We start from the raw sequence: 18,468 nt of genomic DNA, 5'->3' as shown, positions 1-18,468 counted from the left end.
AAACCAAACTTCCACCCTTCAGTATAAAGGTTATTGAAGCTCTGCACAACTGGCAACCTATTATTGTACACTCGTTGAGAATAATAATCAATAAGGATTCAAAAGAGGAAGAGCTTTCTCTTCCTCTTACAATAGCTGGAGCTCCTTAGCTGTCTTTTCGATGACACTAAGCGCCTGATCCAGTTCTTTTTTTGTGTGTTCAGCGGTAATGATTGTCCGAATCCTGGCTTTTCCCTTTGCTACAGTTGGAAAAACGATGCTTTGGGCAAATATGCCGCGTGAAAGGAGCTGATCAGAAAATTGCTTCGCCACAGCTTCATCACCTATTAAAATAGGAAGAATTGGCGTTTCACTCTGCGTGAGAGTCAGACCCATTTTCACAAGCATAGATTTAAAATAGGCCGTATTCTCCCACAAGCGCTCCATATGCTCGGGCTCTTCCAGCAAGACATCAATCGCTTCCATACAAGCTGCGGTCACAGCTGGCGGATGGGACGTGCTGAATAAAAACGGGCGGCCTTTATGGCGCAGATAATCGATCAGTACCTTTGAACCGGCAGCATAGCCGCCGAGCACTCCGATTGCCTTGCTTAGCGTTCCGACCTGAATATGGACTCTGCCGTCCAAACCGAAGTGATTCACCGTTCCCCTGCCGTTTTCGCCAAGTACTCCGGATGCATGAGCGTCATCCACCATTACAAAAGCGTCATATTTCTCAGCGAGCTCTACAATATCAGGCAAAGGGGCTATATTGCCGTCCATGGAAAATACGCCGTCTGTCACAATCAGGCGCATCCGATAGTTCATTGACTTTCTCAACACTCTCTCTAAGTCACTCATATCGACATGCTGATACACCTTTTTATCCGCCTTTGTAAGTCTGATTCCGTCAATAATAGAGGCATGGTTTAATTCATCCGAGATGACAATATCATCTTTTGAAAGAATACTTGAAAGTACGCCTTGGTTTGTTGTGAATCCTGATTGAAATACAAGCGCCGCCTCCGTTTTTTTAAAGGCTGCGAGCTTTCTCTCAAGCTCTTGGTGCATGGTAAATGTGCCTGCAATTGTTCTCACTGATCCGGTGCCGGCTCCAAATTGCTGAACGGCCTCCTGCGCAGCTTTGATGAGTCTTGGATGTGAAGTAAAACCGAGGTAATTATTAGAAGAAAGCTGAATGACGTTTTTATGATTGACTGTGACAGAGGGCCCCTGCATTGATTCAAGCTGTTTTATGTCTTGCCATGTATGGTTTTCTCTCATTCTATCAAGCTCTGTTTTTAAAAACTCAAATTCCTTCGTCATGTTTATCCCCCCTATTATGGAATTAAAATCACTTTTCCGCACTGGCCGCTTCTCATCAGCTCGAACCCTTTCTCGAACTCCTCTAACGGAAACTGATGGGTAATAACAGGTGAAAGATCAAGCACATGGGATGTGAGCAATTGAGACACCTGCCGCCATGTCGAAAACATTTTTCTTCCTGTGATTCCTTTGATCGTTAGTCCTTTAAATACCACTTTATTCGTCAAATCAATTGTCACCGGATGTTCCGGCAAGCTGAGAATATGAAATTTTCCGCCATTCGCAGCCATCGCCAAACCTTGCGCGATAGCAGAGGGGTGGCCCGACATCTCGCAAACGAGATCCGCTCCTTCTCCATCGGTTAAAGCGCTTACAATTTTGAGCGGATCTTCTTTTTCAATAGAAACAGTACGTGTGGCACCCATTTGTTTGGCAAGCGCCAATCGGTATTCATTTTTATCAACCGCTATTACTTGGGAAGCACCTGCTGCTTTTGCAACTGCAACAGCCATAAGACCAATCGGTCCGCACCCGATGACTGCAGTTGTTCCTCCTGCGGGCTGGCTCTCGAGCACTGTATGAACCGCATTTCCTAAAGGCTCTTGAATGGATGCAACCGCCGGGTTCATATCAGCGGGATTCTTCCAAACGTTATCAGCCGGAACTTTCACATACTCCGCAAAACAGCCTGCCGTGTCTACCCCGATAATAGCTGTATTGGTGCAAACATGAGCTTTTCCGGTTACGCAAGGCACACATTTACCGCAGACGATATGCGTTTCCGCAGACACATATTCTCCCACTTTTATATTCCCGGCATTCTCTCCTACAACTTCAACAATGCCGCTGAACTCGTGGCCGAAAACATAGGGAGTTTTGATTCTCTGGCGTGCCCATTGATCCCAATTATAAATGTGCACATCCGTGCCGCATATGGAAGCAGCTTTCACTTTTATGAGGACTTCATGTTTATCGATCTCAGGAATGGGAACTTCAGTCAGCACAGCACCGAACGTCCCGTCCTTTTTCATTAGAGCTTTCATCTTTCCATCCTGCATGTACAATCCTCCTTAACAAATTCTTGTTACATTCGGATTGTACCATGATATGGAATAAGCGTAAACAGCATTGTCTTTCTGACAAAGACAAAAGTGTTCGTCTTGAAAAATGGGCGTAATTTTTTTCTGAATCGTTCTACGTTATTCCTTACTTTTGTATATTCATCATTTATATGTCGAAAATATTATTGGAAGAAAATATCACAACAAATGAAAAACAACCTGTCTGCATGACGCAAACAGGTTGAGAATGCTTTATTTGTTTTTAGCGAGGCTCCACGATTAATTTAATCGCCGTTCTTTCTTCCCCATCGATCTGAATATCTGTAAAAGCCGGAATACAAATCAAATCAACGCCGCTTGGCGCCACAAATCCCCTGGCAATCGCCACAGCTTTTACAGCCTGGTTTAATGCACCCGCTCCAATCGCTTGAATCTCGGCGGCTCCTCGTTCTCTTAACACGCCTGCAAGCGCACCTGCCACTGAATTTGGACTCGATTTTGCTGAAACTTTTAAGATTTCCATTTCTGCTCCCCCTTAGTTTTACAATGGATAAGTGAGTGTTCATTAGAACAATCATTATTAGATGTTGCTATCCAAAAAGCCATCCCCACAATGCTTTTCAAAAATAGCGGGCTACCTTCCATTTTTACTATATTCACTAAGGAGTCGCTATATTCCTGCTTTTCTGTTTAATATTTTTATAAAATAACCACATGCTCAATTATTCAAAGAACATGTGATCATCATTGATCAAAATCCGCTCAATTTTGACAGCCTTTTTCGTTTGGTCGTCGATGTCAATCACTACTCCGCTTAATGTTGTTTTTCCTTCAGCGACAGTAAATCGTACTGGAAGGTTTGTTTTGAATCGCTTAATAATCGTTTCTCTGTCCATCCCCAGTATACCATCATATGGGCCAGTCATTCCTACATCAGTAATATATGCCGTCCCCTTCGGCAAAATGCGGTTATCCGCTGTTTGCACGTGTGTATGAGTTCCGACGACTGCGGACGCCCGTCCATCCGTGTACCAGCCGAGTGCAAGCTTTTCACTTGTCGCCTCGGCATGGAAGTCGATAAAAATGTACGGTGTTCTTTTTGCAGCTTCGGCAATTAACTCATCCGCTTTTAAAAACGGATCATCAAGCGGCGGTAAAAACGTGCGTCCTTGTAAATTAATAACAGCAAGCTCTTTGCCGTTTGCTTTCACATATGTGATCCCTTTTCCCGGTGTTCCTTCAGGAAAGTTTGCAGGACGAACCAAGTTCGGAACGTCATCTATAAAATCAAAAATTTCTTTTTTGTCCCATGTGTGGTTTCCCATCGTGATTGCATCGGCGCCAGCCTGGATTAAACTGTGATAAATTTTTTCCGTGAGCCCTTTCCCATGTGCGGCGTTTTCACCATTAATAATGGTAAAGTGCGGCTTATATTTTGTTTTTAGCTTTGGCACATATTCTTTTACCATGTCACGGCCTGGTGAACCGACAACATCTCCAATAAATAACATTCTCATTTTGTAAATCCCTTCTATTCTTAAAATTCTTTCGCCGTCAAAAAAATAAAGTGATGCTTAGCGCATCACTTTATTTTGCATACTCAACGGCTCGAGTTTCTCTGATTACTGTCACTTTAATATGACCTGGATAATCGAGCTCGTCCTCAATTCGCTTACGGATATCTCGCGCCAGTCGATGAGCTTCAAGATCATTAATTGAATCCGGCTTCACCATAATACGCACTTCGCGTCCAGCCTGAATGGCAAATGATTTTTCAACACCTTCATAGGACTCAGAAATTTCTTCGAGCTTTTCAAGTCTTCGAATATAATTCTCGAGCGTCTCACTTCTCGCGCCAGGTCTAGCAGCGGAAAGCGCATCAGCTGCCGCTACCAGCACAGCGATAATGGAAGTAGGCTCCTCGTCCCCATGGTGTGATGCAATACTGTTAATCACGACTGGGTGCTCTTTATATTTAGTCGCAAGCTCTACCCCGATTTCAACGTGGCTACCTTCTACTTCATGGTCAATTGCTTTTCCGATGTCGTGAAGAAGGCCCGCACGTTTAGCAAGCTTTGCGTCTTCTCCAAGCTCCGATGCCATTAGACCGGCCAAGAATGCGACTTCCATGGAATGCTTAAGCACATTTTGACCATAGCTTGTACGGAACTTTAAGCGGCCGAGGATCTTGATGAGATCTGGGTGGAGACCGTGAACGCCAACCTCAAATGTCGTTTGCTCACCCATCTCACGAATATAGTCATCGACCTCGCGGCGAGATTTTTCAACCATTTCTTCAATCCGTGCCGGATGAATACGGCCATCCTGAACGAGTTTGTCTAGAGCGATCCTTGCTGTCTCACGTCTGATCGGATCAAATCCGGAAAGAATGACAGCTTCAGGGGTATCATCAATAATCAGGTCAATTCCTGTCAGCGTTTCAAGCGTACGAATATTACGCCCTTCCCGCCCAATGATACGTCCTTTCATCTCATCATTTGGAAGATTAACAACTGATACCGTTGTTTCAGCAACGTGGTCCGCTGCGCAACGCTGTAAGGCGAGTGAAAGAATGTTTTTCGCTTTCTTATCCGCCTCTTCTTTCGCGCGGTTTTCAGTTTCTTTTGTCATGATGGCGATGTCATGTGAAAGCTCGTTTTCAACCCGTTCAAGAATGATTTGTTTTGCTTCATCGCGAGTCAGGCTCGAAATTCGTTCCAACTCTGACTGCTGCATACGAATCATCTCATCCACTTTGCTTTCCATCTCTTCAATATGTTGTTGTCGTTCATTCAGAGAATGATCTTTCTTCTCCAACATCGCTTCCCGTTTATCAATTCCCTCATGTTTGCGATCAAGGTTTTCCTCCTTTTGGAGTAAACGGTTTTCTTGTTTTTGAAGCTCATTTCGTCTTTCACGAACTTCCTGTTCAGCATCTATTCGAAGTGTGTGGATTTCATCCTTTGCTTCAAGCAGAGCTTCTTTTTTCAGTGCTTCAGCATCACGCTTTGCATCTTCAAGAATTTGCTCGGCTGCACCGCGTGCGCCCGCAATTTTCGCTTCGGCAATGGTTTTACGAACAAAGTAGCCAACAACTAAACCGAGTAGAATCAGCAAAATGGAGATGAGAACCATCATAATTGGGGTCATACTTTCACCTCCTCTTGCTATGAACTTGGTTGTTGCTTCATTAAGTGTCGGCATGTACATTGTCTAGTTTTCTCAACATACAGAACCTTCACAGGGAATGAGTATTTTCATCGCCCTTGTCAAGTTTAAATGGTTTAACAATCATGTTAAAAAAACAATGTTACAACTTCATTGTAAATGTGTCGGAAATACTTGTCAAGCTTGCCATCTTAACGTTTGCAGAGCCGACGTCTTATCCCGTGCCGAATGCAATTCATCCAAAAGAAGATCATGAATCATTCTTGATTCAGAAGCTGGTATATTTTATTGTTCACTTGGCCCAGTTTAGCGTTATTTTGAATGTTTGACAACAAAATTACAATGGTTTGCCCAGATTTACTAAAGCTGTTTAAGATGTTGAAGCCCGGCATGACACCATGGTTTGAGTAGCTTCCGGAAGCAATATAAAATCCCATACCGTATGTGGAGCTGCTTCCCGGCGTAAACATCTTTTTATAGCTTTTTTGCGAATACAGTTTGCCGTCTATCAGCGCTTGGTCAAATTTGTACATATCTGAAGCGCTCATATAAATATCACCGGCCCCATACAGCTGGGATAAATCGGGCATATACGGTGTAATCGGCTTGCCGCCCTTCAGCTTATAACCGACAGCCGGATAAGGTTCTTTATGATATGTTTTGTAAAAGCCTGCATGCGTCATTTTCGCTGGTTTAAAAATATGATTCGTTATGTATTGTTCATATGACTCACCGCTTACTTCAGCAACAATATAAGCGAGAACGGAATAATTGGAATCCTGATAGTCCCATACGCCTGGCTGACGTTTGATTCCCTGACGTTCTATGTCTTTTATTAAATCGTCCGGAGTGATTGCACCGTTTCCTTCAACATGCCCGTGTATTCCCGATGTATGTGTGAGCAGGTTTTTCAAAGTAATCGTTTGCCCGTTAGGGAATTGAGGTAAATACGCGCTTACCGGATCACTTGTCTGAAGTTTTCCCTTTTCCTCTAGCTGCAAAATAGCGGTTGCAATCAGCGCTTTTTGTGACGAACCGACATAAAAAGAGGTCAATGGATTATTAGGGATGTGATGTTTACGATCGGCATAACCAAAACCTTTATGTGTTACGATTTCTCCATTTCTGACAATCATGGCTGTTCCGCTGAAGCCAATCTCATTTAAATAATGGCTGATTTTTTGATTACGGTCCACTGTTTTGATTTGTTCCTCTGTTTTTTTGGCGGTTTTCTTTTTAACCTCTTTTTTCTGACCGCTATCTGAAGCTGCTGCAGTTTCTTGAGATGGCTCGTTCCCTTCACTATCTCGGTGAAGCGCATTCCAAATCGTAAAGCAAATCATCGCTGCTAAAAAACCAAGCAAAAGTTTGCCTCTTTTATTTAGTTTTCTCCGTCTGCGTTTCGCAGTTCTTCTGCTGGCTGGGCTTGTCATTCAGTTTTTCCTCCCAAAATAAATTCCATTTTGCACACGTTTTGTTAGACGAATGAAGCACCGAAAAAGTTGTCAAAAAAAGCAATATTTTTTATCATTTTTTGCAAAAATAAAAAGACTGAGTTTTTCACCCAGCCTTTTGTATCATTTCAAACTGATTTTATTTTTATTCTTCAAATTCAAGTTCTTCTTGTGCACCTTCAGCTTGCTGCTGCGCTGCTCCGTGATTATCCAAGCCGTAATGTTCGCGAATTTGTTCCTGGATCATTAGCATGATATCTTTATTTTCTTTCAAGAATTGTTTTGCATTTTCACGGCCTTGTCCGAGGCGCTCTTCTTCATAAGAGTACCATGAACCGCTTTTTTGCACGATATCAAGTTCAGTTCCAAGATCAATGATTTCGCCTTCTTTTGAAATGCCTTCTCCATACATAATATCAACCTCGGCTGTACGGAACGGCGGTGCCACCTTGTTTTTGACGACTTTGATTTTCGTTTTATTCCCCATTACGTCGTTTCCTTGTTTCAGCTGTTCAGCACGGCGCACTTCTAGACGTACGGAAGAGTAGAATTTCAGCGCGCGGCCGCCAGGAGTTGTTTCCGGATTCCCGAACATAACGCCGACTTTTTCACGAATTTGGTTAATGAAAATCGCGATTGTCTTCGATTTGTTAATGGCGCCTGAAAGCTTACGAAGCGCTTGGGACATTAAGCGTGCCTGTAAACCAACATGCGAATCTCCCATGTCGCCTTCAATTTCCGCTTTCGGAACGAGAGCTGCCACAGAGTCAACAACAACAATGTCAACTGCACCGCTTCGAACCAATGCCTCCGCAATTTCAAGCGCCTGCTCGCCCGTGTCAGGCTGAGACAGTAAAAGCTCTTCGATGTTGACACCGAGCTTTTGTGCGTATACCGGATCTAATGCATGCTCTGCATCGATAAATGCGGCTTGTCCGCCCTGCTGCTGAACCTCAGCAATCGCATGAAGTGCCACAGTTGTTTTACCTGAGCTTTCAGGACCGTATACTTCAATAATCCGTCCGCGCGGATATCCGCCAATTCCTAATGCCGTATCAAGAGCGAGGGAGCCGCTTGGGACAGTGGAAATTCTTGTATCTGTCTTTTCTCCCAGTTTCATAATGGAACCTTTGCCGAACTGTTTTTCTATTTGTTTAAGAGCCATATCTAAGGCTGCCTGACGATCACTCATTCTATTTTTTCCTCCTTTATGTTACCACTACATATACTATACCCTGTTTGAAGGGATTTGCCAAGAAAAAAGCGAACGCATATTCGGATTTTTTCGTGGCGGATTTCTATCAAAATACTATCATGTATCAGAGAAATCATGTTTTTTAGGAGGATAATGTGCTGAAAATATTATTTTTGCTCTAAAAGCTTCAAGATTAAATGGCAGCCGTATTTGGCGCCACGTTTTCTGATTCCCGTTCTGGACCCCGCAAAGTGAAACTCGTGAACCTCTTCTTTTCCATTTGCTGAAATGCCGATAAACACATGTCCAGGCTCATGCCCCTCTTGAGTATCAGGACCTGCTACACCGGTAAAACTGATGCCGATATCGCTGCCAGTGAGCTGTTGAACACCCTTTGCCAGCTCTAATGCGCACTCCTTGCTGACCGCTCCAAAACGGTCTAATGTTTCCTTCTTGACGCTAAGCACATGCTCCTTCACGTCGCTTGTATAACAAACGACGCCGCCGGCAAACAATGTTGAAGCACCGCTGAGATCCGTCAGCCATTCAGAAAACAGCCCGCCGGTAAAACTTTCAGCCGCGGCAATTGTAATGCCTTTTTCCTTACATGCTTTAGAAAGCTCTTTTACTAGGGAAGTATCATCATAGCCATAGAAAAATTCCCCTACACGTTCTAAGATAACAGCCTCTGTTTCTTTTAGCAGACGCTCCGTTTCCTTTTCGTCAGCATGTTTGGCTGTCAGACGCAGCGTCACCTCTCCGTCGGCTGCCAAAGGAGCGATTGTCGGATTGGTTTGTGCATCAATAATATCTTCCAAATCAGCTTCAAGCTGAGATTCGCCGATACCAAAAAAACGAAGAACGGTTGATACAATTTTTTCATTTGAGCCCATCTTTTTCAGCAGAAGAGGCTTTGCCTCGTTTTCAAACATGGGACGCAATTCGCTTGGCGGCCCAGGAAGAAGCATATAAAAGCGCGAATCGTGCTCTAGGAGCATTCCCGGCGCCATTCCGAAGTGATTTGCCAGCACGTCAGATCCTTCGATCACAAGCGCCTGTTTTCGGTTATTAGGTGACATCGTGCGTTTGGTCCGTTTGAAATAGTCCTCAATGGATTGGAACGCCTCATCATCTAACACAAGCGGATGCCCCAGCGCATTTGCAATCGTTTCTTTCGTCAGATCATCTTTTGTCGGCCCGAGACCTCCTGAAAAAATAATGAAATCAGAGCGTTCTTCAGCAATGCGAATGACCTGCTTCAGCCGCTCCGGATTATCTCCAACTGCTGTATGATAAAATACGTTCACTCCGATGTCAGCAAGCTGTTTGCTGATAAATTGAGCATTTGTATTGGCGATTTGGCCAAGCAACAGCTCAGAACCGACCGCAATAATTTCTGCTTTCTTTGGAAATTCCATGACGTAAGTCCTTCTTTCTTAATTAGTTGTTTTTAACGCTTCCCAGTTTTTGGAGAAATATTCCCAGCCTGAGACGACAGTAAAGAAGACAGCTACCCATAGCGCCAAGTCAGCAAACGGGAATGACACAAGTTCAAACGGAAGATTATGAAGAAGCAATGCTGAAACCGCAATGATTTGTGCCCAGGTTTTAATTTTACCAAGCATATTAGCAGCCACCACTTCTCCTGTTCCGGCTAAGACAAGCCTCAAACCTGTCACGGCAAACTCCCTGCTGATAATCACAATGACCATCCAAGCTGGAGCAAGGTCAAATTGAACAAGGATAATTAATGCTGCGGATACAAGCAGTTTGTCCGCAAGCGGATCAAGAAATTTCCCGAAGTTAGTCACAAGATTCAGCTTTCGGGCATAGTACCCGTCCACCCAGTCTGTTGTGGATGCAACAATAAATAGAATGGCACCGGCCAAATGTGCGACCGGGATCGATTCGTCTCCAACTTCTAGCCTGCCCCAGTCAAACGGCGCCAGCATGATAATCATGAAGATTGGGATTAATGCGATTCTAGCTAGTGTGATTTTATTTGGTAAGTTAAACATAAAGCCCCTCCAATTTCATACTCGGACGTGAAGAAAAGTCATCTGGTAATTAAGATGACTTTTCTTCCTTTTTATTTACAATCTTAATGGTTTGTGCCATCACTTTTTTCGGATCAAGTTCATAGGAAAGAACCTTGCCGTTGATTTTTATTTTCAGATTAGGTGCATATCCGGTGCGGATCTCAACTTGTTTCTGATCAGTTATATCTTTTTTATAGGTTTCGTCTTTTTTCAGCGTTCCCTCTTTTAAAGAGCTGCTGTTTTCATCACGCACCCGAATCCAAGAGCTGTCTGATGCCTTTAGTTCAAGCTCGATTTTATCAGCGCCGGACACTTCATAAGTCGTTAACGATCCTTCAGTGCCAGTTGCTTTCATCTCCAGTTTTTCACTGTCATTTTCTTCTTTTTGATCTTCATTTTCTTTTGTTTCTTTTTTAGTGTCTTCCTCTTTTTCAGAGCTATTATTTTGATTCTCTTTTAGCGCGGAATCTTTAGGGATTTCATACTTGCTTTCACTTTGCGTAATTGATTTTTCTGAAGCTGCATTGTTATCCTCACTGCTTTTATGATTCGCAAATTGTATGATCGCGTACACAATCGCAATCACGACAATCACGCCGAGAATCACAAGTATCGTTGGCAGCAATTCCAGCGCTCTAGATGCTGGCTTTGGCATTTCCTTTTGAAGCTTCATGCCGGAGATTTTTTCAGATACATCATCATGATACGTATTCGGGATATCTTTTTTATGCTCCTCAAACAGCTGATCGGCATCAAGCCCGACGGCTTCAGCATATTGCTTAATGAATGCCCGAACATAAAACTTCCCCGGAATAATGTCATAGTTTCCTTCCTCCAAGGCGGTTAAATACCTTTTTTGAATCTTTGTTGCCGCTTGGAGATCATCCAATGACATTGCTTTTTCCTCTCTGGCCTCTTTCAGCCGGATTCCTAGTTCAGTCACAACAAACACCTTCCAATTTTAAAAATCAAAGCTTGAAAACCCGGATTGATCAAACATTTGGGGTTCTTCAGCATGTTCATATGTAATAACCTCATCGGGGCCATTTCTCAGTTCAATAATATAATCAAAGTCATCTAGTGTATACTCTGTGTTTTGAACGAATATGTCCGGATGCTCCACCACTTTTGTTGCAGGCAGCCTCATGATTTCTCTGACCAGCTGGAGATGGCGTTCTGATCCTCTTCTTGTTGACACAATTCCGTCAACGATAAAGACATTTTCAGTGCTGTATTCATCGGCGATCAGCTGGCTTCTTATCGTCTGCTTCAGCAAAGTTGATGACACAAACAGCCACCTTTTGCTTGCACATACACTGGAGGCCACAATCGATTCCGTTTTTCCGACACGCGGCATCCCCCGGATCCCGATTAATTTATGGCCTTCTTTTTTGAACAATTCCGCCATGAAATCGACTAATAAGCCTAGCTCGTCCCGTTCAAAGCGGAACGTTTTCTTGTCATCGGCATCCCTTTGTATGTAGCGGCCGTGGCGTACCGCAAGACGGTCGCGAAGCCTCGGTTCTCGCAGCTTCGTTACTTTAATTGTTTCCATCGTTTTTAAGATTGATTCTAATCGCTTGATTTGATCTATATGGCGGCACCTGAGGAGCATTCCCCTTCTGGAAAGGTCGACGCCGTTAATCGTTACAATGTTAATAGATAGCATCCCAAGAAGAGATGAAATATCCCCGAGCAGTCCGGGGCGGTTGACCTGAATTTCATATTCAAAATACCATTCGAGCTTTGCCAAATGATATACCCCCTTCATTGTGGCAAAATTTTACCTTCCTTTATCATAAAGCATTTTTCTCTAATTAGAAAGAAGAATGTTGCTGTGACGAGGAAAACATAAAAAAGAGAGGAAAAATCTCCTCTCTTGCTAGTGCGTGCTGTTATTTTCAACAAGCTTAACCATCATATTGGCAATGGCACGCTGTTCATCTTCTGATGCTACGCTCCAAAGATCTGCCAGCACTTTTTCCTGCTCGTTCTTAGATTCCACTTCATTTGCCAAGTAACCGCCGATTTCTGTCGCAAGTTCTGTAATGGTATCCTGGCTCATGCCTTTATCTTGCGCATAGTTCAAACGGTCGCCAAGGAAGTTTTTCCAGCTATCCCAGTTTTCTAATACTGACATGCTCTTTTCCTCCATTTCATGTGAAGTTACAAGCTTATTGTGTCCTTCAGAAAAGATACTATACACCGAATATTTTCGGATCAGCAATGCCAGCCGCCATTCACCGACAGAATGTGTCCGGTGATATATGACGCTTTTTCAGACAGGAGAAAAGCTGTTGCATCCGCAATTTCTTGCGGTCGGGCCAGCCGGCCGATCGGGATATCATCAGCAATCTCTTCTTTTTCAGGCGGAGAAAATTGATTCATCATATTTGTATCAACCGCGCCCGGCGCTACGGCGTTTACTCTGATTCCGCTTGGCGCCAGCTCCTTAGCCAGTCCTTTCACAAACGAGTGTTGGGCTCCCTTTGCCATACTGTACAGCACTTCACAAGATGCTCCAGTTTCTCCCCAAATAGAGCTGACAGCAACGATTGCCCCAGATCTATTCCGGATCATGCCTGGAAGAAGGTTTCTCGTCAGCATATACGGACTCGCCACATGGAGTTGAACCATTTCCTGAACCGTTGCATTATCTACATCCGTAATTAGCCCAAAATGGCTTCTTCCGCTATTTAAAATAATGGCATCAATTGGCTGAACAATTAAATTTGTCAGCTTATCTGCTCCTTCCGGTGCGGAGAGATCGGCTTGCAAGATCTCAGCATGCACCCCATACGCCTCATTAAGTTTTTCAGCAAGCTCCGCTGCCGCGTTTTGATTTGTATGGTAATGCAGCAGCAGATTGTATCCATCTGCCGCAAGCGTTTCGCTTATGCTTTTGCCGATGCCGCCACTTGCTCCGGTAATGAGTGCTGTTTTGTTCATCCTCTTTCCTCTTTCCGCAGAAAAACACCCCTCACACTGGAGGGATGTTTTGTTTATGATTTAGGAACAACCTTGCAGACAGTCAGTCTATCCGCAGCCATTTCCTCTTGTATGACTTGCTGGACATCTTCAAGGGTAATTTGTTCGAGAACCGATACGACATCAAACAGGCTCATATCCAAGAAAGCATAACGGGTAAATTGATTTGCAATGTACTCAGGTGAATTCAGCGCTTTTAAAAATGTACCAATCTTTTTCTTTCTGGCAAGTTCAACCTTTTCAGCAGTAATCAATTCACCGGCGCGCAGAAGCATGCTTGAAATGTCTTCAGCCAATCGATCAGGTTCCGGCGTATCGCCGCCGATCGCCGCAAAACCAAACCCATATTCAGCAGTAAAGTCAAAGCTGAACGTTTCGTCAATATACCCTTTTTCATAAAGTGATTCGTACTGGGCAGAGCTTTTGCCGAAAAGAGATTCAAGCAATAAGTTCATAGAAAGTTCATGCTTTAACAGCTCTTTGCCTAATCTATACGGGTTCTTTGATTTTAGCCCGACAAGGCATTTTGGTCCCTGCACGTTCATTTTGATCTCTTTTTCTTTGCGGAACACCGCTTCTTGTTCCTGTACTTCCTCTCGTTGGATCTCCGGCTGGTCAGTATATGGCTTTCTCTCCTGATTTTCTCTTACCTGAGAAATGATCGCTTCAGGATCTACAGGCCCTACAATGAAGAGGAGCATGTTACTCGGGTGATAAAACGTTTCATAGCATTCATACAGAAGGTCTTTCGTGATAGGCGAAATGCTTTCCACCGTTCCGGCTATGTCAATTTTGACAGGATGTTCTTTGTACATGTTTTCAATGACCCCGAAGTAAAGCCTCCAATCAGGATTGTCGTCATACATGTTAATCTCCTGCCCGATAATCCCTTTTTCCTTCTCAACCGTTTTTTCAGTAAAATACGGATCCTGCACAAAATCAATCAGCGTCTCTAAATTGCGTTCAACATTCGACGTGCTTGAGAAAAGATAAGCCGTTCTTGTAAATGACGTAAACGCATTGGCAGAAGCGCCCTGTTTGCTGAAATCTTGAAAAACGTCTCCGTCCTCTTTTTCAAACAGCTTATGCTCAAGAAAATGGGCGATGCCGTCCGGCACATGAACCATCTCATTTTTGCCTAAAGGGACAAATCGGTTATCTATAGAGCCATACTTTGTAGTAAAGACCGCATACGTCTTGTTGAAGCCTTTTTTCGGCAAAACGTAAACATCAAGGCCGTTTGGCATTTTTTCATGGTACAGTGTCTCCTGAAGCTGTTCATATTTGATTGGTTTGATCAAGATGCACCCTCCGTCCCTTTTAAGAAATAAGTCGTATCAAGCTGAATCTTTTCGCCGGCTTTCATGATATCCTCTTTTGTGACCTGATCAATATTGGCGAGAAAATCTTCAATTGGAACGTCGACTTGGGCAGCGGCCTGCTGATATAAAAATTCCGATAAACCGTACGCAGTATCAATGGTTTCCAGCACTTGATTTCGAATGACAGCCTTTGTCTGAGCGATATCCTGCTCACTAAAGTCGCCGTTTTTCATTGCTTGAAATTGCTCAGCGATAATAGAAACAGCCTGTTCATAATTTTCCACTTCAATGCCCGACATCACCATCAACAAGCCTTTAAAGCTTTCTATACGCGAAGCGGCGTAGTAAGCAAGACTGGCTTTTTCCCGAACATTGATGAAAAGCTTGGAGTGAGAGAATCCGCCAAACAGCCCGTTAAACACTTGTAAGGCAGGATAATCCCGATCCGTATAAGTGATATTGGTACGGTAGCCAATATTCAGCTTTCCTTGTTTGACATCTTCTTCATCAATCACTTCTTTAGGCTGTGCGTTTTGCTCGGCGTAATTGTTTTCCATCGCCCCAAGGCTGCGTTCTTCTGTTTGAAAATACTTGTCGATTGACGCTTGCACTTGGTTGCTGTCCACATCGCCAACGACATAAAGATCAAGCTGGTCTTGTTGGATAGCGCTTTTGTATGTTTCATATAATTGATCAGCCGTAATGGCTTCGACATCTTCAATTTCCCCGTTGACATGGAGCGCGTAAGGCTCGTTTTTGCACATTTCCTGTATCAGCCTTAAATTTGAGTAGCGCATTTTATCATCATAAACCGCTTGGATTCTTTGTTTGAGTGTCCGTTTTTCCTGAGTCACATATTGCGATTGAAATGTGCCTCCCTCTAGAGCAGGCGAAAAGACGATTTCTGCAAGAAGCTTCAGTCCCTTTTCAAGAAGCGGCGTTTGGTCTTTTAAATACTTTTCATTCGGGATTTCAAGCCTGAACGTAATAACGTGCCGCTCTCCTTTTTTTGAAAGATCGGCCGAAACGGACGTGCCGTACAGTTCATCTAAATAAGAACGTAATTCTGCGGTTTTCGGATGGTTTTTTGTGCCGCGAAGGAGCACATGCGGAAGCAGCGCCCTTTTGGTGACTTGCTCCTTTGTCAGCGGCGCAAGCATTTTAAAAATAAGCGAGACGGTTTTGAATTTTTCTGTTTTTACAATGTGCGCGGTTAAACCGCCGTGCTTTGTTTTGATTTCATTTACATATGACATATGGAACCTCCTTCGTTCATTTCTTATTAGTATGTATTATGACCCATTTTCAGCATACGCAGAATCACTCTTTCATGTAATTATAGCAACTGTAGGATTTATAAGGAAACAATAACCTCCGTCTGAACGAACGGATGCAGTTAGATTAATCCATTTTCAACTCAAAGACAGCTGTTTGTGCCTGCAGAACCACAGTTGGACATTGCAGGAGAGAGAAGATTTTCGCTAATAGCAAAAAAGACGGTTGGCTAGACCGTCCCAGATTGTTGACAAAGTCATAAAACGGTTTTTATTTTATGACTTTGTCATCTTTTCAGCGTGATTGAAAACCCTTGAAGTCTAGGAAGGGCGAGCATCGGAGCAGACTTTCACAGGATGTGATGACGGCGGTGTTTAGGCAGGACGCCTAAGCATTTAGCCGCCGTTCCTTTCGTAATTCGTGAGCACCGACGCGCAGGCCTGACAACGAATGCGAGGGTTTGTCGACACGCTGAGACGGTTGGCTAGACCGTCCCTAAGTTTTTTTCTTCCTCTTCACTTTTTTTCGTATCCACAGTGAAGATGACTAAGAATAAAGCAACGATGCTGCAAAACGCCGATAGAATGAAAATAAGCCAGTTTGCTTTAGACATTAATGCAGCAAAAACAGGGGGGCCGAGAGCTACTCCTATAAAGCGCATGCTATTGTAAAAGGAGGAAATGGTTCCGCATTCCTCACTTTCAATCCCTTCGGTTATCAGTGCATCTAAAGCAGGAAGCGCCATCCCGATTCCAATTCCGCCAAAACTTAAAAAGACAAATAAAAAATAAAAACTGTGGTTCCACCACAAAGCTATAAACGAAAGGGTTAACATAATCATTCCTGTAACCACACAAAACTTCATTCGGCCTTTATCTTTGCCAATCTTTTTTCCAGCTATATAGGAACTGGTTGATAAAAATAAAAGCGGGATTGCCAGTAAACCGCCTTTAGCCACTCCGTCAATGGCATACTTCTTCTCCAGCGTATCTGATAAATAAAATAAGACGCCGAATAGCAAAAACATAATGACACACCCGATAATAAAGACCGTATAAAGCCAGCGTCCGTCTTGCTTAAAGATTTTTCGCACATTCTTAATAAACTCAGACACCGCGGGCGCATCTTCATCTTTTTCAGGTTTGGCCACCAGAAACAACACGAGCAAAAAGCTGATCAAACAGAAAAACGGAATAAACCAAAACGGTACAAACCAGTACCAGGTAGCCAATAGGGCCCCGAGTATGGGACTCAGTACCTTCCCTGACGTGTTGGCGGTTTCAATATCGCCAAGACCGGCACTGACCTTTTCATCGTCTCCTTCAAACAAATCGCCGATAAACGGCATGACGATAGGAGCTGCCCCTGCAGAACCGACGCCTTGAAGTACCCGTCCCGCCAAAATCATAGCGTACGGGTTTTTCATATAGGTTGAGGCAAAAGCAGCCACCGCCCCTCCCAATCCTGCAATGAGGAGACACGGAAGCAATATTTTTTTTCTCCCGAATCGATCTGACAGATACCCCGCAATCGGAATGCAAATAATTGCCACCACCGAATATACAGTAATGATTAAAGATACTTGAAATGAAGTCACCGAGAGTTTTTTCTCCATCATAGGCAGAACGGGAATCAGCATGGAATTCCCAAGTGTCATCACAAGCGGTACGGAAGACAATGCAATAATATGTTTCATTCCATTTTTCTTTCTCAACGTTTTCACCCATTCACTTTCTTGTCATCCCTTATATGTTGCGTTAACCGGAGTGAAAGTATGTACAAAGAAACATGAATCAGCGCAAATAAAAAAACAGACCCATCACAGGCGTCCGTTTTAGAATCGTTTACGTAAAACATGAAATCTGAATTTATCCGCTCTAAAATAATTTAAGGAGTAAAGCACTGGTTTATCGTGCTGATCGTAATGGGTTTGTTTTAACTGCAAAAGAGCTGTTTCCGGATCGCATTCAAGCACTGGAGAAATGGTATCATGATAGCCGATTGGCTCAATATCAGTCACAGCATAGCTGATCACGGAGCCTGAATTTTTCTCAAGCAAATCAAACATAGATTCTTGCTGATGAGAAAAAGAATTCGGCAGAATATTCATCGGAATTTTGTCTATACAATACACAATCGGCTGTCCGTTAGCTGTCCTGACTCGTTCGAGGTAAAAAAGTTCTTGTCCCTCTTCCAAGTGAAATCTCTTGATATCATCCTCAGACGGCATAAGCACTTGCGATGATAAAAAAATCGTGCCAGGCGTCATATTCGCCTGTTCTATCATCTTGGTTACACTGTTCAGCTGTTCAATGCCCGAAAGAAATAACGGCTTAGAATGGACAAAAGTGCCTACACCATGCCTTCTGATAATCACATGCTCTTCTTCAAGGATCCGCAAGGCTTCTCTTAGCGTCGCTCTGCTGACACCAAGCTTTTTGGAAAGCTCAAATTCGGAAGGCAGCTTTTCCTTCTCAGTGTAGATTCCATTTTTAATATCCTCTTTGATTCGTTCAATTACTTTTAAATACAAGTGCCGATTATCAGCTTTTGTAGACATGTTTTCCCTCCGTAAACCACTTTCGATAAAAATTATTGAACAATTGGGACAACTATATCATGTTTTGTCGAAAAAATAAATAGAAAGGTTTTAGTTTACAT

17 protein-coding genes are annotated in these 18,468 nt (G+C 43.4%); all 17 read right to left on the bottom strand.

The features are described from left to right. Window positions 1-126: 126 nt before the first annotated feature. The 17 genes from M1D98_RS08955 to M1D98_RS08875 all read right to left on the bottom strand — a co-directional run bounded on the left by M1D98_RS08955 (window position 127) and on the right by M1D98_RS08875 (window position 18,367). Window positions 127-1,305 (bottom strand): glycine C-acetyltransferase, encoded by a 1,179-nt coding sequence (locus M1D98_RS08955; protein ID WP_268523399.1) that lies wholly within the window; start codon window positions 1,303-1,305, stop codon window positions 127-129. Between the two features lie 14 nt (window positions 1,306-1,319). Beyond that, complete coding sequence (gene tdh, locus M1D98_RS08950; protein WP_435576668.1) at window positions 1,320-2,363, bottom strand: L-threonine 3-dehydrogenase; 1,044 nt, start codon at window positions 2,361-2,363, stop codon at window positions 1,320-1,322. A 265-nt stretch (window positions 2,364-2,628) separates the two neighbouring features. Beyond that, window positions 2,629-2,889 (bottom strand): stage V sporulation protein SpoVS, encoded by a 261-nt coding sequence (gene spoVS / locus M1D98_RS08945; protein WP_003154135.1) that lies wholly within the window; start codon window positions 2,887-2,889, stop codon window positions 2,629-2,631. A 199-nt stretch (window positions 2,890-3,088) separates the two neighbouring features. Then, window positions 3,089-3,883, bottom strand: coding sequence for a 2',3'-cyclic-nucleotide 2'-phosphodiesterase (gene ymdB, locus M1D98_RS08940; protein ID WP_010328353.1), 795 nt, complete (start codon window positions 3,881-3,883; stop codon window positions 3,089-3,091). A gap of 70 nt (window positions 3,884-3,953) precedes the next feature. Beyond that, the gene (gene rny, locus M1D98_RS08935; protein ID WP_010328352.1) at window positions 3,954-5,516 is read right to left on the bottom strand and encodes a ribonuclease Y; all 1,563 of its coding nucleotides are present in this window, start codon (window positions 5,514-5,516) and stop codon (window positions 3,954-3,956) included. A gap of 275 nt (window positions 5,517-5,791) precedes the next feature. After that, entirely contained in the window at window positions 5,792-6,967 is a 1,176-nt protein-coding gene (locus M1D98_RS08930) for a serine hydrolase domain-containing protein (RefSeq protein WP_268544044.1), read from the bottom strand. Between the two features lie 166 nt (window positions 6,968-7,133). Then, entirely contained in the window at window positions 7,134-8,180 is a 1,047-nt protein-coding gene (gene recA, locus M1D98_RS08925) for a recombinase RecA (RefSeq protein ID WP_010328349.1), read from the bottom strand. A 170-nt stretch (window positions 8,181-8,350) separates the two neighbouring features. Beyond that, window positions 8,351-9,601 (bottom strand): competence/damage-inducible protein A, encoded by a 1,251-nt coding sequence (locus M1D98_RS08920; RefSeq protein ID WP_121642595.1) that lies wholly within the window; start codon window positions 9,599-9,601, stop codon window positions 8,351-8,353. Window positions 9,602-9,619: 18 nt separating this feature from the next. Further along, window positions 9,620-10,201: a CDP-diacylglycerol--glycerol-3-phosphate 3-phosphatidyltransferase gene (gene pgsA, locus M1D98_RS08915; RefSeq protein ID WP_121642594.1), complete on the bottom strand. Its 582-nt coding sequence runs from the start codon at window positions 10,199-10,201 to the stop codon at window positions 9,620-9,622. Between the two features lie 49 nt (window positions 10,202-10,250). Then, window positions 10,251-11,165: a cell shape determination protein RodZ gene (gene rodZ / locus M1D98_RS08910; RefSeq protein WP_010327981.1), complete on the bottom strand. Its 915-nt coding sequence runs from the start codon at window positions 11,163-11,165 to the stop codon at window positions 10,251-10,253. An 18-nt stretch (window positions 11,166-11,183) separates the two neighbouring features. Next, the gene (locus tag M1D98_RS08905) at window positions 11,184-11,975 is read right to left on the bottom strand and encodes a DUF3388 domain-containing protein (RefSeq protein ID WP_010327982.1); all 792 of its coding nucleotides are present in this window, start codon (window positions 11,973-11,975) and stop codon (window positions 11,184-11,186) included. A gap of 129 nt (window positions 11,976-12,104) precedes the next feature. After that, window positions 12,105-12,362: a DUF3243 family protein gene (locus M1D98_RS08900; RefSeq protein ID WP_456280182.1), complete on the bottom strand. Its 258-nt coding sequence runs from the start codon at window positions 12,360-12,362 to the stop codon at window positions 12,105-12,107. 80 nt (window positions 12,363-12,442) lie between these two features. Then, window positions 12,443-13,171: an elongation factor P 5-aminopentanone reductase gene (gene ymfI, locus M1D98_RS08895; RefSeq protein WP_010327984.1), complete on the bottom strand. Its 729-nt coding sequence runs from the start codon at window positions 13,169-13,171 to the stop codon at window positions 12,443-12,445. A 53-nt stretch (window positions 13,172-13,224) separates the two neighbouring features. Then, complete coding sequence (gene yfmH / locus M1D98_RS08890; RefSeq protein WP_010327985.1) at window positions 13,225-14,511, bottom strand: EF-P 5-aminopentanol modification-associated protein YfmH; 1,287 nt, start codon at window positions 14,509-14,511, stop codon at window positions 13,225-13,227. Then, entirely contained in the window at window positions 14,508-15,788 is a 1,281-nt protein-coding gene (yfmF, locus tag M1D98_RS08885; protein WP_435576670.1) for an EF-P 5-aminopentanol modification-associated protein YfmF, read from the bottom strand. The genes yfmH and yfmF overlap by 4 nt, the downstream gene beginning before the upstream one ends. Before the next feature lie 503 nt (window positions 15,789-16,291). Beyond that, entirely contained in the window at window positions 16,292-17,503 is a 1,212-nt protein-coding gene (gene bcbE, locus M1D98_RS08880) for a bacillibactin exporter BcbE (protein WP_121643731.1), read from the bottom strand. 138 nt (window positions 17,504-17,641) lie between these two features. Continuing rightward, window positions 17,642-18,367: a GntR family transcriptional regulator gene (locus M1D98_RS08875; RefSeq protein ID WP_010327988.1), complete on the bottom strand. Its 726-nt coding sequence runs from the start codon at window positions 18,365-18,367 to the stop codon at window positions 17,642-17,644. Window positions 18,368-18,468 lie beyond the last annotated feature (101 nt).

Source organism: Bacillus sp. K7, assembly GCF_053903245.1.
Note: the sequence above shows the minus strand (reverse complement) of the source record. Positions and strands in the feature narration are given on the sequence as shown.